The sequence below is a fragment of the Mucilaginibacter mallensis genome (assembly GCF_900105165.1).
GTDB lineage: Bacteria > Bacteroidota > Bacteroidia > Sphingobacteriales > Sphingobacteriaceae > Mucilaginibacter > Mucilaginibacter mallensis.
This window is the reverse complement of sequence record NZ_LT629740.1, coordinates 4,001,169-4,017,159: the sequence shown is the minus strand read 5'-3', so window position 1 is coordinate 4,017,159 and position 15,991 is coordinate 4,001,169. Positions and strand designations below refer to the sequence as shown.

The 15,991-nt window shown below is 42.0% G+C and carries 15 protein-coding genes and 1 tRNA gene; 7 read left to right on the top strand and 9 right to left on the bottom strand.

The features are described from left to right. Positions 1-5 precede the first annotated feature (5 nt). Both BLU33_RS16035 and BLU33_RS16030 read right to left on the bottom strand, forming a co-directional pair. On the bottom strand, positions 6-1,145 hold the full coding sequence (locus BLU33_RS16035) for a 5-(carboxyamino)imidazole ribonucleotide synthase (RefSeq protein ID WP_091375141.1): 1,140 nt from the start codon (positions 1,143-1,145) through the stop codon (positions 6-8). Between the two features lie 502 nt (positions 1,146-1,647). After that, entirely contained in the window at positions 1,648-2,037 is a 390-nt protein-coding gene (locus tag BLU33_RS16030) for a hypothetical protein (protein WP_091375138.1), read from the bottom strand. Between the two features lie 136 nt (positions 2,038-2,173). On the opposite strand from BLU33_RS16030, the gene BLU33_RS16025 reads away from it, so the two are divergent. After that, on the top strand, positions 2,174-2,791 hold the full coding sequence (locus BLU33_RS16025; RefSeq protein ID WP_091375135.1) for a hypothetical protein: 618 nt from the start codon (positions 2,174-2,176) through the stop codon (positions 2,789-2,791). A gap of 4 nt (positions 2,792-2,795) precedes the next feature. On the opposite strand, the gene BLU33_RS16020 is transcribed toward BLU33_RS16025, so the two are convergent. Continuing rightward, entirely contained in the window at positions 2,796-3,566 is a 771-nt protein-coding gene (locus BLU33_RS16020) for an SGNH/GDSL hydrolase family protein (protein ID WP_091375133.1), read from the bottom strand. Between the two features lie 203 nt (positions 3,567-3,769). Here BLU33_RS16020 and BLU33_RS16015 point away from each other — a divergent pair, with 203 nt between their 5' ends. Both BLU33_RS16015 and BLU33_RS16010 read left to right on the top strand, forming a co-directional pair. Next, positions 3,770-4,813 carry a quinone-dependent dihydroorotate dehydrogenase gene (locus tag BLU33_RS16015; protein WP_091375130.1) on the top strand — a complete coding sequence of 348 codons (1,044 nt, stop codon included), beginning with the start codon at positions 3,770-3,772 and terminating at the stop codon, positions 4,811-4,813. 24 nt (positions 4,814-4,837) lie between these two features. Beyond that, complete coding sequence (locus tag BLU33_RS16010; protein ID WP_157682177.1) at positions 4,838-6,097, top strand: glycosyltransferase; 1,260 nt, start codon at positions 4,838-4,840, stop codon at positions 6,095-6,097. 170 nt (positions 6,098-6,267) lie between these two features. On the opposite strand, the gene BLU33_RS16005 is transcribed toward BLU33_RS16010, so the two are convergent. From BLU33_RS16005 to BLU33_RS15995, 3 genes are all read right to left on the bottom strand, one after another. After that, entirely contained in the window at positions 6,268-6,441 is a 174-nt protein-coding gene (locus tag BLU33_RS16005) for a spore protein (RefSeq protein ID WP_091375128.1), read from the bottom strand. Positions 6,442-6,470: 29 nt separating this feature from the next. Continuing rightward, positions 6,471-6,541, bottom strand: a tRNA-Cys gene (locus BLU33_RS16000). Between the two features lie 48 nt (positions 6,542-6,589). Next, entirely contained in the window at positions 6,590-7,282 is a 693-nt protein-coding gene (locus BLU33_RS15995) for a TrmH family RNA methyltransferase (RefSeq protein ID WP_317040524.1), read from the bottom strand. A 41-nt stretch (positions 7,283-7,323) separates the two neighbouring features. Between BLU33_RS15995 and tamL the strand changes: the two genes are divergently transcribed. Next, positions 7,324-9,726 carry a BamA/TamA family outer membrane protein gene (tamL, locus tag BLU33_RS15990; RefSeq protein ID WP_449406512.1) on the top strand — a complete coding sequence of 801 codons (2,403 nt, stop codon included), beginning with the start codon at positions 7,324-7,326 and terminating at the stop codon, positions 9,724-9,726. 120 nt (positions 9,727-9,846) lie between these two features. On the opposite strand, the gene BLU33_RS15985 is transcribed toward tamL, so the two are convergent. The 3 genes from BLU33_RS15985 to BLU33_RS15975 form a co-directional block, all read right to left on the bottom strand. Next, a complete protein-coding gene (locus BLU33_RS15985) occupies positions 9,847-10,377 on the bottom strand; it encodes a hypothetical protein (protein WP_091375119.1) in 531 nt (176 codons plus the stop codon). A gap of 229 nt (positions 10,378-10,606) precedes the next feature. Continuing rightward, positions 10,607-11,449, bottom strand: a complete 843-nt coding sequence (locus tag BLU33_RS15980) for a transglutaminase-like domain-containing protein (protein WP_091375116.1) — start codon at positions 11,447-11,449, stop codon at positions 10,607-10,609. A 14-nt stretch (positions 11,450-11,463) separates the two neighbouring features. Continuing rightward, positions 11,464-12,195, bottom strand: a complete 732-nt coding sequence (locus tag BLU33_RS15975) for a peptidase (RefSeq protein WP_091375113.1) — start codon at positions 12,193-12,195, stop codon at positions 11,464-11,466. 143 nt (positions 12,196-12,338) lie between these two features. Between BLU33_RS15975 and BLU33_RS15970 the strand changes: the two genes are divergently transcribed. The 3 genes from BLU33_RS15970 to proS all read left to right on the top strand — a co-directional run bounded on the left by BLU33_RS15970 (position 12,339) and on the right by proS (position 15,928). Beyond that, entirely contained in the window at positions 12,339-13,118 is a 780-nt protein-coding gene (locus BLU33_RS15970) for an ABC transporter ATP-binding protein (protein ID WP_091375110.1), read from the top strand. A 12-nt stretch (positions 13,119-13,130) separates the two neighbouring features. Continuing rightward, positions 13,131-13,880 carry an ABC transporter permease gene (locus BLU33_RS15965; protein WP_091375107.1) on the top strand — a complete coding sequence of 250 codons (750 nt, stop codon included), beginning with the start codon at positions 13,131-13,133 and terminating at the stop codon, positions 13,878-13,880. A gap of 575 nt (positions 13,881-14,455) precedes the next feature. Further along, positions 14,456-15,928: a proline--tRNA ligase gene (proS, locus tag BLU33_RS15960; RefSeq protein WP_091375103.1), complete on the top strand. Its 1,473-nt coding sequence runs from the start codon at positions 14,456-14,458 to the stop codon at positions 15,926-15,928. Positions 15,929-15,991: the final 63 nt, after the last annotated feature.

Here is a 15,991-nt window from a genome sequence, read left to right as displayed (position 1 = left end):
CTAAACTAACTTATCACCTTCAACGTCTCCTGCACAAATCTTGCTTTTTCAATCGCTTTTTCCCTGTCGGCATCAACAATGGTAACGTGACCCATTTTACGGAAAGGCTTGGTTAAGGCTTTGCCATATAAATGTACATACACGCCGGCAAGCTTTAATATTTTTTCAATGCCCTGGTAAATTGCCGGGCCTTCATAGCCGGGCTCGCCTAAAATGTTAACCATAATGGCATTGTTCAGGCAGGCGGTATCACCCATTGGCTGGTCAAATATTGCCCTTAAATGTTGCTCAAACTGTGATACTACATTACCCTCAATACTCTGGTGGCCACTGTTATGTGGGCGTGGGGCCAGTTCATTTACCAGTATGCGGCCGCTTTTATCTAAAAACATTTCTACTGCCAGTATGCCCACTATTTTAAGTGTTTCAGCAATGCGTTTGGCAATCAGTTCAGCTTCCTGGTGTACCTCAAATGGCAGGGTTGAGGGCGCTATCAGGAACTCCACCAAATTAGCTTGCGGGTTAAATTCCATCTCCACCATCGGGAAGGTTTTTACCTCGCCGCTTGCATTACGGGCAACAATAACGGCTATCTCCTTTTCAAAATCAACCAGGCGCTCAATCAGGCTCGGCTCGGTGAAAGCTTTATCAAGGTATGATTCATCAACCACCTTGTAAACACCCTTGCCATCGTAGCCATCGCGGCGTAGTTTCTGAATATATGGGAATGGGATATGGCTTTCCTTTAACTGCTCCATTGATGATATCACCTGAAAATCAGCCGTAGGTATATCATTCTCCTTAAAAAATTGTTTTTGCAGGCCCTTATCCTGTATCAGTCTGATGATGCGCGGTTGCGGATAAACCAATACGCCTTCTTTTTCGAGCTGCTCCAGTGCCTCAACGTTCACCTTTTCAATCTCGATGGTAAGCATGTCCACCTTCTTGCCGAAATTGTAAACAGTTTCATAGTCGCCCAACGAGCCAACTACAAATTCATCGCATAATTTACGGCATGGCGCCTCACGATCAGGATCGAGCACCTTAACGGTAACATTATAATTAATAGCCTGTTGTATCAGCATGCGCCCAAGCTGACCGCCGCCCAAAATACCAAGTTTTAAATCTCCGTAGAATGTTTTCATTATAATGATGCAAGTTTACCCTAAATCTTTCAAAAAGCCTAAAGTAGTGGTGTTAAGTAGGTGAAATTTTAATTTTCCACCCTCTTTCCGCACAGCGAAGAGAGGGTCGGCCAGCGTAGCGTAGTAGGGATAAGTCGGCGGAGCGCGCAAAAAGAAATCTCCGCAATAGTTCCCCTCTTGAGAGGGGTTAGGGGTGTGTTATACATTATGCAATTTGGGCGTTACCTTCGGCCCGTGCTATTCGCTCATACTGCACAGGCCTTAGGCACGGGCCTGCACTGAGGCTCTCGAAGTGGCCGGTATCCGCTACTATCACTAACGCGGAACTTCGCAGCACTCCGCCGACTCACCCGGTCATCGTTACGCTCGACCACCTCTCTGCGGCAAGCCGCAAAGAGGGTTAGGGATATTTTTTAACTTTCTACCCTCTTTCCACCGCAGGTGAAGAGAGGGCGACCAGCGTAGCGTAGTCGGGTGAGTCAACGGAGTGCGTTCTCACCAATTACCGCGCCTTTTTAACCGTCCTCGCATAAAAAAAGAAATGAACCAGGATGAAAATTGCACCGGTAATCAGGTCGAACAATTTATTGGCTATACTTAATGGCATAAATATAACAGTCCCAATAAAAACTATCGTACCTGAAAAATAAAGCAATAACCTCACCCATATGATATTCCAGAAATTAATATTAGCCAGGAACAGCATTGGCGATGCCATAATGGTTAAAATAATGGTCAGGAAAAACGTACCACCGGTAATTAACGGTACAGCGTGCTGGTAATCCTGTGTTAGATTACGCTGTATATAAGCATAATAAATGCTGTTTGCAGCAATAGCCAATATGGTTGAAAAAATAAACGTCTTAAACAGATTTACTGGAAGTCCTTTCATAGTGCTGCAAAAATAAATAATAAAAAATCTATTCTGAGAATAATAGCTTACCGGTCCTTTGGGGATCTATCGTAATTTTTTAATTACGTTATCATCGCAAAACAACAATACCCAAATAGAATTGTTATTTTGCAATATGGATGTTTCAGGCATTGTAGAAATACCTGCGCTGTTTCAAAATAAAACAGCCAAAAGGCTTACGTTCACTACAGAGGGTATAATGGTTGAGAAACCGTTAAGCTTCAGTTCGCCTGTTTTTATTCCTGCCGAAGATATCTGTTCGTTCAGGTACAGGGTGGTGGCTTTGCGTGGTTATGCATTCTCCTTTGGCCGGCAATATATTATCGAAACCAGGGATTTTCAGAATAACGTATTCCTGATAAAACTTACCAGCTTTTACGGCATCAGGCGCGAGGCATACCACAAATTATGGTATGCCATATTTAACCAGCTATGGGAAAATTACTTCAGCAGTACACTTAACTATTATATTGAGCTATACAGCATACAGCAGGTATTTGAATTAGCCGGAGTAAAATTCCACACTGATGGTATTAGTTGGGATAAACGGAACAAACTGTTATGGCATCAAATAGCTATGAGTAATTACCGCACGTATTTCATGATCCACCATGTTGAGAACCCGCATCAAAATAAAAGTTGTAGCTTTTCAATGGATTGGAACGCGCTGATCCTGCAAGTACTGTTAAAAAGCATTGTAAAACAGCACAAGCAAAGCCGCGAAATTTATTGATATACTATCCTTTTACAGCTTTCAACCAGGCTTCCGCCATCAGGCTTGCACCGGCAGGTGAAGGGTGTACCCCATCAAGCGACCAGTATTTAGCTGGTGCTACTTTTACGGCCTCATCCATAACCTTTTGATAGGGTACAAATACTGCCCCAAATTCATCGGCCACATCCTGTGCTGCCTGCCTGTAAGTGTCAAAAGCCGGGTACCATGATGCATCAACCGCTTTTACATCCTTAAGGGCAAAAGGTTCGCCTATAATTAGTTTTACATCGGGCAGGGCCTGTTTGGTGCGGTCTAATAGTTTTTTATAATCGGTTCTGTAAGTCTCAATAGTACCTTTATAGTTGCCGCTAAGCGTATGCCAGTAGTCGTTTACGCCAACCATAATGCTTAGTACATTTGGTTTTAATGCTAATGTGTCTGTATCCCACCTGTCGGCCAGTTGATATACTTTATTGCCGCTTATACCCGTATTATGTATCTGTAGATTTTTAGCCGCATAATCGCGTAACAGTACAGTTGCAGTAAGCAATACATATCCCGATCCTAATGCACCGAAATCATTTGCTGTACTTTTGGTTTTATCACGGCCCCATTCTGTAATCGAATCACCCTGGAAAAGTACCACATCATTATCGGCCAGTGTTACTTTTTTAGTTTTTGGTGCTGATGCAAAAGCTGATGATATAATGCCCGGTACCGCTAAAGCGGCTATAGTGCCCACGGCAGCGTCCCTGACAAAAGTTCTACGATTGGATGGTATAAGCTTACTCATTATTTTTTATTGCAGATGTTTACAGATCTATATATGCTTTTAAGTGCACAATTTTGGTTGCGCTAATATAGTTATTCTGTAATAACCATACTACGTATGCTAATTTAGTAGTATAAAATGTGAATAATGTATCATACCATACTATGCATCAACTATGTTACGCAAGGCATTAATAAAAAAATAAAAACTGGTAACTTCGCGGCATGTATTCTTTAATAAAACCTATACTATTTAAGTTCGATCCTGAAAAGGTACACTATTTTGTAACTCGTAACCTGCGTCGCTTTAACCGTTTCCCCGGCGGAGCGGCAGTAAGCAGGGGATTATGGGATCTGAAAGATGAGCGACTTGAAAAAGAAGTATTCGGCCTTAAATTTAAAAATCCGGTTGGTTTGGCTGCCGGTTTTGATAAAAATGCCGATGTGATCAGCGAGATGGCTAACCTTGGCTTTGGTTTTATTGAAGTAGGTACAGTAACACCATTGCCGCAGCCCGGCAATCCAAAGCTGCGTATGTTCAGGCTGCCGAAGGATGGCGCGCTCATTAATCGTATGGGCTTTAATAATTTAGGAGTTGATGTGGTGGCGGAGCATATTGCCGCTTACCGTAAAAATCCATCAGCAGCACAGAAAGGATTGATAATAGGGGGCAACATCGGCAAAAATAAAGTTACACCTAATGAAGACGCCGTAAGTGATTATATAAAATGCTTCGACCGCTTATTTGATGTGGTTGATTATTTTGTGGTGAATGTAAGCTCACCAAATACGCCCGGCTTGCGCGAGTTGCAGGAAAAAGAACCACTACTTCAATTGCTGGATACCTTGCAGAAACGGAACTCCAAAAATGGCATCAGCAGGCCTATCCTGCTAAAAATAGCGCCCGATTTAAGCAATGAACAACTGGATGATATTGTAGAGATAGTACAAACAGCGGGTATAGCGGGCGTTATCGCCACCAATACTACCATCAGCAGGGAGGGCTTAGCATCACCCGATAGACTGAAAGGCGAAACCGGCGGACTAAGCGGTAGGCCTTTAACACAGCGATCAACAGAAGTGATTACTTATCTTTCCAAAAAATCAAAAGGCACATTCCCGATAATTGGTGTAGGGGGCATACATTCTGAAAATGATGCTATAGAGAAATTAAATGCCGGTGCATCGCTCGTGCAGCTTTATACAGGCTTTATTTACGAAGGGCCGGGATTGATAAAGCGCATCAATAAAAAGATCTTAGCTAAATAAATCACACTCAAAACCCAAACCCCATTGCATTATTGTTTAGTAACATATGGTTCAAGAGGCGATGTGCAGCCTTTTATCGCTTTGGCTTTGGGGCTCATGGCCAATGGGCACACAGTAACGTTAGCTGCGCCCGGGAACTTTAAACCGCTGGCTGATAGCTACGGCGTTAATATCTATCCCCTTTATGGCGACGTGGAAGTAATGGTTAATTCGTCCCATATTCGGAAATCTATTAGTACGGGTAGTAACATCACATTTGTGCGCTCAATGTTAAAGGAAACGCATAATATGCGGGGCCCGCTGTTTGATGGTATTTGCGAGGCTTGCAAAACGGCCGATGCCATGATCGTAATAAATACCTGCATACTTTATGTAGCAGCTATTGGCGAAAAGTTTAATAAGAAATGGCTCATTGTGCAGCTTAATCCGCCGATGATACCAACAAAAGCGTTCCCGATGCTGATGTTTAATTTTCCTGATATCTCATGGCTGAATCCGTATTCCTATAAAATTATAAACTCAATGCTATGGCAGGTGAGTAAAAAGGACAATGCCGAGTTCAGGCAAAGGGTGGGTTTAAAGCCCTTGAAAGGATCTCTTTATGATAAGATCCTACACGATAAGGTGCCGATGATCCATGCCTATAGTCCTGAATTAATAGCAAAACCTTTCGACTGGGAAGAATATTTCACCATCTCCGGCTTTTTTACATTGCCTAAAATAACTAATGATAAAAGCCTGCCCATTGCTCTGCCCGATGGTTTAACAGAATGGTTAAACGCGGGTACTAAACCCTTATATATTGGTTTTGGCAGCATTCCTTTCCCCGATGAAAAGAAGCTTGCGGGTATGATAAACGATATATTGGCTACCTCAGCTACGCGCATTGTATATTGTTTGGGGTGGTCGCCATCAGCAGAGCTAAAACCGCATCCAAATCTATTTGTAATCCGTCAGGCAGATCATAGCTGGCTGCTGCCGAAATGCTGCGCTGCAATTATTCACGGGGGCATAGGTACTGTTGCGGCTGTACTAAAAGCAGGCATACCGGCTATTGTTGCATCTATATTTGTAGATCAGCCGGCGTGGGGTAAAATTATCGAGCAAAAGAAACTGGGTATCCATATCCCATGGAGGAAACTTTCGGCAGATACGGTTTTAAAAGCATTGACGAAGATGGAACAGCCACCTATTGCCGAAACAATAAAGGAGGTTAGCAGCAGGGTGAACGAGGAGGATGGAGTGGGAGCGGCTGTTAAAGTAATTGAGGCGTATTGTGGTTGATATTATTCCCCATTAATTTTTCCTGTAGAGACGCAATATATTGTGTCTCTACAGGAAAAAAAATCGGGATATTACCCAATAAAAAATCCTGCCGGTTAATAACCAGCAGGATTTATAATCTCTTGAAATAATACTAAAACGTAATATTTACGCCTCAATAAAGGATAGAATTATTTACCGGCAGCTTTTAATAAAGCAGCGTTGTTTTTAGCTATCTGACTGTTTTTAGGTTCAGCTGAACGGCTTCCTGGCTCCAGGTTGGTAGCATTTTTTAAAAACTGTACCTCTAATCTTGAAGTGGTTTTGTTTTTTCTATCTTTTCTTTTTAAACGAGTAACGCCCATGACTTTTATTTTAATTTTTTTAAACCTCGAGGTCGGGAGCGGATTCGAACCGCTGTAAAAGGTTTTGCAGACCTCTGCCTAGCCACTCGGCCACCCGACCATTTTTAAGGATTGCAAAAATAGTTATTTATTTTATGGATGCCAACTTTTATTTAAAGCTTTTCCTGTTTATTTCTGAACAAAATATTGCAGTAGCAATTCCTACGTTCAATGATTCGGCTTTACCCATACGCGGAATGGTTACTGCCTTGTGTACCAGCTTAATAATTTCGGGCCTTAAACCATTACCTTCGTTGCCCATTATTACCAGTCCTTCGGTGCCAAAATCGGTTTGGTAAATATTGGTTCCATCAAGCAAAGCGCCAAATACGGGAAGTTTTATGTTTAATAAGAAGTTTTGCAGGTCAATATAATGTACATTTATGCGTGATAATGAGCCCATTGTAGCCTGCACAACTTTGGGGTTATACACATCAACTGTATCATCCGAACAGATGATATGTTGTATGCCAAACCAGTCTGCCGTGCGTATAATGGTCCCCATATTGCCCGGATCCTGTATAGCATCAAGCACAATTGAAAATTTTTGCTTTAATAAATTATGATCCAGAACAGGCCATTTGGGCATTTTTACCAGCGCCAGCACATCTTGTGGGGTTTTTAAAGTACTGATTTTTTCAAGGTCATTTAACGAAATTTCATTTAAGTTTATATTTCGCGATAATTTCAGCAAATTTGGGTCGAATGCAAAGGTGTGATAAATAGCTTCTATTTGGTAGGCTGAATCGATGAATTCTTTTACTGATTTGATGCCCTCAACCAAAAAATAGCCATGTTCCATCCTAAACTTTTTTTGTTGTAAGGATTTTAATAAACTGATTTGTGATTTTGAAAGCATATAGCAACTGTAATAATTTCCGCCTTGCAATATTAAGTATAATCCTGGTTTTTACACTTTCAAACTGTAGTTTAACGCGCCGCCTAAAACCAGATCAGGCCCTCGTGCGCAAAATTACCATTAAAGGTATGGATAAGGAGTTTGCAGAGCTTGCAGTAAATTATGTAGATAAGGAACAGCAGCCTAACAATGTTATCAATCTCGAGTTCTATTATTTATTCAGTAAGAACGGTAAAAAGGATATAGGTGAGGCACCTGCTATTTTAGATAGCAGCCTGGTTGAGTTTTCGCGCATGCAGATAGAAAAATATATCCAGAACAAGGGGTATTTAAAAGCGAAAGTATCCGACTCGATAGTAGTAAAGAAGAAAAAAGCCGAGCTGATATTCACCACCGTTCAGGGGCCGATGTTCAGGGTGCGTGGTTTTAAAGATAGTATAGCCGATAAAAGAGTTGAAAGTTTATATCAATCGAACAAGGCTGTTTTTGCAAATGTTAGTAAAGGCAGCCGCTTTGATACCGACAGTCTTTCGGCCGACCGCGATGGGTTTTACCAATTGATGAAGCGTAATGGCTATTTTGATTTTTATCGCCAATACGTCACCTTTATTGTTGATTCTACCTTTGATAAGGGTGTGGTTGATGTTAAATTCGTGGTAGATAACCCTGATGGAAAATCAGCACACCCAATTTATAAAATCAACAATACATTAATTACTATTTCAAAAAGTAATGGCAAAACCACGGGTAAGGCCGATACCATTCAGCTCGATTCGCAGTTCAGGTATGTTGATTTTTCAGGTAAGTTTAAACCCCATACCGTAACTGATTACATTTTTCAGAAGAAGGGCGAGCTATACAATATTGATAAGCAAAACCTCACTACAACACGGTTATCGCAGCTAAATGTATTCCGCAATGTGCCCAACCCAACCTATACCAAGCTGGCTGATAGTACCAATAGGCTTGATTCAAAGATCGATATCATCCCGCTGAAGCGGATGTCGGACAGGATTGAGGGAGAGGTATTGTTTAATGCCGGCCGGTATGGCTTCAACGTAGGTAATACATTTACTGATCGTAATATTTTTAAACAGGCCGCTATTTTACAGTTTAAAATTAATGAGAGTATTTTATTGGATAATAATAACAATGTTGTTAACCAGGGCAGTATAGAGAACCAGGACCTGAATATTGGGTTAAACCTTATCTACCCGCGTATTATTTCGCCGTTTAATTTTGCCAAGCCGGGTAAATATGGCGTGCCGCACACAACGTTTGCAACAAATTTCACGCTGTTCTTTCAAAAAGGATTGGTTGAGCGCGAAAGTTTCCTGAGCTCTATTACTTATGACTTTTTTGAAACTCCCGATAAACAGCATATAGTAACTCCGATAGCCTTTCAGTATTCAAGAGGTATTATTGATCCGAGCGCGTACCAGGATTTGTTAAGGGCTAACTATTATTCCTATATATACCTTATTGGCCGCACCATTTTTACCTCGGGCAGCCAGTATAGCTATGTTTTAAATGCGAATAAGCTTAATACCTATAGTAACTTCGTCTATTTTAGGGGGAATATTGATGTAGGCGGTAACACCTTATACCTGTTAAGCAAAATATTTAATACGCCTAAAGATACCCTTGGCGAGCGTACTATTTTCGGTTACAGTTTTTCGCAATATAGCAAGGCTGAGATCGATCTCCGGTTTTACAAAAGCTTTGGAGGCGAGCAGCAATTAATATTCAGGATAAACCCGGGTTTGGGTGTACCCTACGGCAATAGCAACCAGCTGATATTTGAAAAGAACTTTTATGCCGGCGGCTCTGATGATATGCGCGCATGGCTGCCACGTACATTGGGCCCGGGTAATTTTAATAGGGCTAGCTATGGTGTTGGCGGTGCTGCCGATACATTACGATCGCGCCTGCAATACCTTGATCAGTTTGGTGAGGTAAAACTGATCACTAACCTTGAATACAGGTATAAGCTCTCTGACGACTTTTTTGGTTGTATACTTAGAGGGGCCGTATTTATGGATGCCGGTAACGTTTGGCGCTTACATAAGCAGGAGGAAGATCCGTATAACCCCCTGAACACACAAATAGAAAACCCGAACGGAGAGTTCAGGCTCAATAATATACTGCAATCATCCGCAATTGGTATTGGTACAGGATTAAGGTTTGATCTAGGTTTCTTCGTATTCAGGTTTGATGCAGCCTTTAAATTTAAAGACCCTGAATTTAACGGTTCAGACCAGTGGGTGCTGATCAATCACTTTGGTGAATTATTCCACACAGGTCCATTCAAAACGGCCTACACACAAACCAATGGCATAAACTACAATTTTATGCAGCTGAATTTTGGTATAGGGCTACCATTTTAGATGTGCAAATGTGCAGATATGCAAATGTGCAGATGGAAGAATGTATGATTTAGATGTGTGCAGATGGAAAGATTGGGCTTAATCATTTGCACATCCGCACATTTGCATATCTGCACATCCCTAAAAAATACTCTTCAACCCATCAATTATACTTTCAAAAAACGTGGGGACGCTTAAGCCATTGTGGTAATTAAAGTATACAAATATGCAGAAGATGATAGCGGCTATAATAATGAACCGCTTAAACATATAGGCCAGCAGTATAAGGCCAAGGGGTATGCACAGCATGGCTATCCAACTGATGTGGATACAGTTTAGCTTATCGTTTCTATAAATATAATAGAGCATGGCGTGGGTGCCACTATCATTTATATGTTTGGCATATATAAAACTGGAGTGTTGCAGCTTATGGTCATAAAAAGCAACGCCTTTATTAAATTTCAGCACTTCTTCAAACCCATTTATGGTAAAGGTGAACTGGCCGTCAACATCTGATTGTGTATTGTTTAGTGAGTCGGTTGCTACAATAGCTACCTGGTCCTGTGCAAAGGGGTTTTCCTTTACTACAAAATGATTTATAGCGATGGTATCCGCAAAAGCAAAGCTGACGGATGCTGTTACCAGGCAAAATAATAAGAATAGCTTCTTCATTTTAAACAATAGGTAGTGTTATAAAAGTGTATATACACGCAACTAAAAGTACATTTTTATCAGCGCCTGAATAAAAAAAATATCAAGATTTAATATACCCGAAAGCTTAACCACAAAACAAAACACAAATGCTGATGCTGTTGCTTTGTTGAGTTTGGCTGATAAAACATTATATGACTATAAACCAAATAATTAAGTATAAGTTTTATAATATTAAGAAGAACGCTTTTTATGGATATGACAACCCTTGCAATGCTGATCCTTCATAAAAGAAAGGTTCAAAGTTTTCATCAGCCAGCTCACAGGTTACTTGCATGGTGGTGAAAATGATATCGCCAAAAATGTTCGCTATGGCCGTATCAGCAGCATCGCGACCGTTTGCTATCTTCACCAGTCCATTTAATGGTACTAAGCGTGTCGCATCAAACAAAACCCATTCGCCGCCCAGGTAAGCTTCAAAGCAGGCATGAAAGTCTGCCGGTTTAAGGTGATAGGCATAGCCTGTAAAGTAACGGGCCGGGATGGTTAGTGCACGGCACAGGGCAATACCTAAATGCGCAAAATCGCGGCATACGCCGGCCTGTTGCGTTACCGTATCATAAGCAGAGGTTTGTGAATTGGAGAATCCGCTGATGTATTGCACGTTAGTATTTATCCAGTTGGTAAGGGCAATCACTTTTTCAAAAGGATCAGCAATTTTGCCAAAAAGATTATCTGCCAGCCTGTACAATTTATCCGATTGGCAATACCTGCTCGGGTAAAGGTAGGGCAGGATGGAGCTATCTAAGTGTGCAACCGGTGTTTCTTCCCTATGTGTATGATCACTTATGGTAAAACTGTTATCAACTGTAGCATTATAAGTTACTTTAATATTTCCTGCTTCAGGAATTTCAAAGCGTACCAGGCGGTTACCACTAGGCTCAACCAGTTCCTCGAACTTTATATATGGATCAATAACGAATGTTTCGTTCAAGACAGTTTGATTGGGTGTTCTTAAGGCATGGATGTTCAATACCAGTGTCCCGGGGGAGTTAACGGTATATTCCATTTCGGTGAACACGTCAAATTTCATAGCAGGTGTATAGTTTAAATTGTTTCTTTTTCAAGCTTGGTAAAAGCTTCATCCATCCAGTCTTCTTTTATATTTTCCAGCGCATGTTTCAATTCTTCGGCCCATTGGATGGAGATATTTTCCAGGTCTTTTTTCTCATAGCGTTGTTCCACTATATGAAAACTGTCTTTTTTATAAAGCACTACATCAATCGGGAAATCCACATTATTTGAGCTCACCCGCGTTGAATCAAATGATAAAAAGCCTGTTTTCAATGCCAGCTTTAAGCTCGAATTTTCAGTAAGTGTACGGTTAAGTATAGCTTTACCATGCCCTGAGTTGCCTATGATTACATATGGCGCTCCTTGACCCAGCTCAACCCAGTTACCTTCAGGGTATAGGAGGAATAGCTTATGCTCATCATCATCCTTTAGCTGCCCGCCTATAATGGTGTTCAGGTCGAAATTAAACCCCGCTCTTTCCAACGATGCCTTATCCTCAGTTGCCACCCGCTTAACCTGCTCGCCAAAGGCATTCACTGCCTTATATAATTTGTTGAATTCCTTTGTTTCGAGCAATTCATTAAAATATACAATGGCCTTATCCCTGGTTGATCTTAAGCCGCTGGTCATAATAAAAAGAGAAAAGTTATCTTTTTGTTCTATCGAAATTTTCTTTTTTACGGTAGTATCAGTTCCTGAGGTGATGCGTGTATCGGCAAGGGCCAGCAGGCCTTCTTTAACCTTTATTCCTAAACAATAAGTCATATGCTATAAAACAGATATGTTAAAAAAAAATAGAGTGCCAAAATAGCTAAATAATGAAGTAATTGCAGAACAACATAAAATATTAATGCATTAAGTGTAATATTATGAAAATCCCTGTATCTAACCCTCAAAATAAATAATACATGAATAACCAACAGGATAGTATTTTAAAGGTTACGGGTCTTAATGTACAATACGGCTCATTTACCGCTGTAAAGGACGTTTCCTTTGATGTACGCAAGGGTGAAATATTCGGACTGCTTGGGCCCAATGGTGCAGGCAAAACAAGCACACTAAGCTCAATTGAGGGCCTCGTAAAATTTAACGCAGGCTCTGTTGTGGTTGATGGCTTTGATGCCCGTGAGAAGCCGCTATATGCCCGGGCGGCGATGGGGGTGCAATTACAGTCGACCAGCTTTCAGCCTGAATTAAAGGTATCTGAGATATTACAGCTATATGCAGGTATATATGGCGTACCGCTTACCAAGGATAAATTAGAAGAAATACTTAAAGAGATAAAATTAGAAGATGCCGGGTCCAAAAAATTTGGGGAGCTTTCAGGCGGGCAGCAGCAAAGGGTATCATTGGTAATATCAACGATACATAACCCACGATTGGTTTTGCTGGATGAGCCAACCACCGGCCTCGACCCGCAATCGCGCCGCCAGCTTTGGGAGCGCATTGAAGCTATCCGCGAACGCGGGCATGCCGTATTGCTCACCACACATTCCATGGAAGAAGCAGAATCTGTTTGCGACCGTATAGGTATTATAGATCATGGCAAGGTGATCATTATTGATACGCCGCAGGCACTGATTGAAAAATATAAGGATGATCCCGAAGTGATAGCAGTATCGCGCAGGGGCAAAGTAACACTTGAAGACGTATTTATAGCACTAACCGGCAGGGCCGTTAGAGCGTAATTAAATTAAAGAATGGAAACAATTATACCAAAAACATCCACTGTATTTTCGGCATTATTAAGGGCCGACCTTACCACACAATGGCGCAACCGCCGTGGCGCAATACTGTCACTAATGGTGCCTGTAATAATTTTAATTTCATGGAAAGGTTATATACCCAAAATTGGTGGGCCTGCTACATTAGCCAATAGCTTATGTTATGGTTTGATATCCCTTGGGTTAATGGGGTATTCGAATTCTATAGCCCGCGACAGGGATAAAGGGATATTCCAGCGATTAAGGGTTGCGCCTTTACCATCATGGGCTATAATGATGAGCAGGCTTGCTGTACAATTGATAATGATATTGATTATAACTACAGGTATTTTTATTGTTGGTTTTAATGTTGATAAGATCACATTATCGCCGGCCGGGTATTTAGTTACCTATTTTACCGCAGCTGTAGGCGGAGCGGTATATTTAGCACTTGGACAAGCCATAGTAGGGTTAACAAAAAACGCGGAAACGGTTAACTCCGCTTCGCGACTGGTGTTTTTGGCCTTTATACTAATAGGTACGTTCGGCGGATTAGGCGCGCTGGGCCCGCAAATACAAGAAATTACCCATTGGACACCCTATGGCACAGTAGAAACCATAATGGCAGCCGGAATGGCACCTGCAAAGTGGGATATGGATGCGACCAATGCACTACTGGTAACTTTAGGTTATATAATAGTATTTGCCACCGTTGGTATTAAGCAATTTAAGTGGGAGAGTAAGTGAACCAGGATTCTGAACCAGGATTTATTGGATTTTGAATATTGACAGGATGATATAATCTTCCTGGACCCCTCTTTCCGCCGCAGGCGAAGAGAGGGGCGACCAGCGTAGCGTAGTCGGGGTGAGTCAACGGAGCGCGTTGAAGTTCAATCGCGTTATATCCCACCAGGCCTCCCCCTAAGCTTAGGGGGAGGTGTCGACGAAGGAGACGGGGGGTAGAATACGGGGCGCTCCGAAACTCCGCGTTAGGGACAGTAGTGGGTACCGGCCCCGCGCCTAAAGCCTGCAGGCGTATGAACGGATGGCCCGGCCCGCTGTATAGCGGGAAACGCCCAATTATCCGAACCCGAATTGGGGGAATTTAAGAATTTATAGAATTCTGCAAATTCATTAATTTAAAAAATCTGGTTCAGACAATGACCCAATGACAGCGCAGCGAAATGACTAATGACAACTGATAACCCATACTAATTCGCCCTAAACGCAGCTAATACTAAAAGATCAGCTTTGAATACGTTTAAATTTATAAATTTGGCGACTACAATTTTTTCAATTACGAACTATTCTATTATAATATAATGAGCAAAGGGGTTATAAGCAAGGAAGAAGATTACTCACAGTGGTACAATGATTTAGTGATAAAAGCTGATATGGCGGAGTATTCGCCGGTTAGGGGTTGCATGATCATTAAGCCGTATGGCTATTCCATCTGGGAAAAAATGCAGGCTGTGCTTGACAAAATGTTTAAGGAAACCGGGCATAGCAATGCTTATTTTCCGCTGCTTATACCTAAGTCGTTCTTTTCGAAGGAGGCGAGCCACGTTGAAGGCTTTGCTAAGGAATGTGCCGTCGTAACCCATTATCGCCTTAAAAATGATGGTAACGGCAATATTATTGTTGATGAAGATGCCAAACTGGAGGAAGAACTGATCATCCGCCCGACATCTGAAACTATCATCTGGAACACTTACCGTGGCTGGATACAATCTTACCGTGACCTGCCTATTTTGGTTAACCAATGGGCTAACGTAATGCGCTGGGAAATGCGTACACGCCTGTTTTTGCGCACCAGTGAGTTTTTATGGCAAGAGGGCCACACCGCTCACGCAACATCCGACGAAGCAATTGCTGAAACCGAACAAATGCTGGGCGTTTATGCTGATTTTGCAGAAAACTGGATGGCATTACCGGTTGTAAAAGGCCGTAAAACACCAAATGAGCGTTTTGCAGGTGCTTTGGATACTTATTGTATTGAAGCTTTAATGCAAGATGGTAAAGCCCTACAGGCGGGTACCTCACACTTTTTAGGGCAGAACTTTGCCAAGGCTTTTGATGTGAAATTCACCAACCGCGAGAATGTTCAGGATTATGTTTGGGCTACCTCATGGGGGGTATCAACCCGTTTGATAGGCGCGCTGATCATGGCGCACTCTGATGATGCAGGCTTGGTATTGCCGCCAAAACTGGCACCTATACAGGTAGTTATTGTGCCGATATATAAACATGATGAAGAATTGGAAAACATCACAGCTTTTGTTACCGCATTAACCAAAGAACTTAAAGCGAAAGATATCTCAGTTAAGTTCGATAAGCGCGATACCCACCGTCCGGGGGCTAAGTTTGCTGAATACGAACTAAAAGGCGTGCCTTTGCGCGTTGCCATCGGCAGTCGCGATATGCAGAACGGTACGGTTGAACTGGCGCGTAGAGATACTAAAACCAAGGAAACTGTTAGTCAGGATGGCTTGGCTTTGCATATCGAGGCTTTGCTGGATACTATTCAGGAAAACATCTACAAAAAGGCATCCGACTTTAGAGCAGAGAACACTACCGAGGTAGATACCTACGATGAATTTAAACGCATGCTTGACGAAGAGCCAGGATTTCTATCGGCACACTGGGACGGCACACCAGAAACTGAGCAGAAAATAAAAGATGAGACTAAAGCAACAATACGTTGTATACCTTTGGATAATAAACAGGAAGAAGGCAAGTGCATTTTGACGGGTAAGCCGTCGAAGCAGAGGGTGCTTTTTGCACGGGCATATTAACCCCCCCAGCCCCCTGAAGGGGGAGCTTTTTGAAAAGCATGGTGGGGTATAGTAGATAATAAA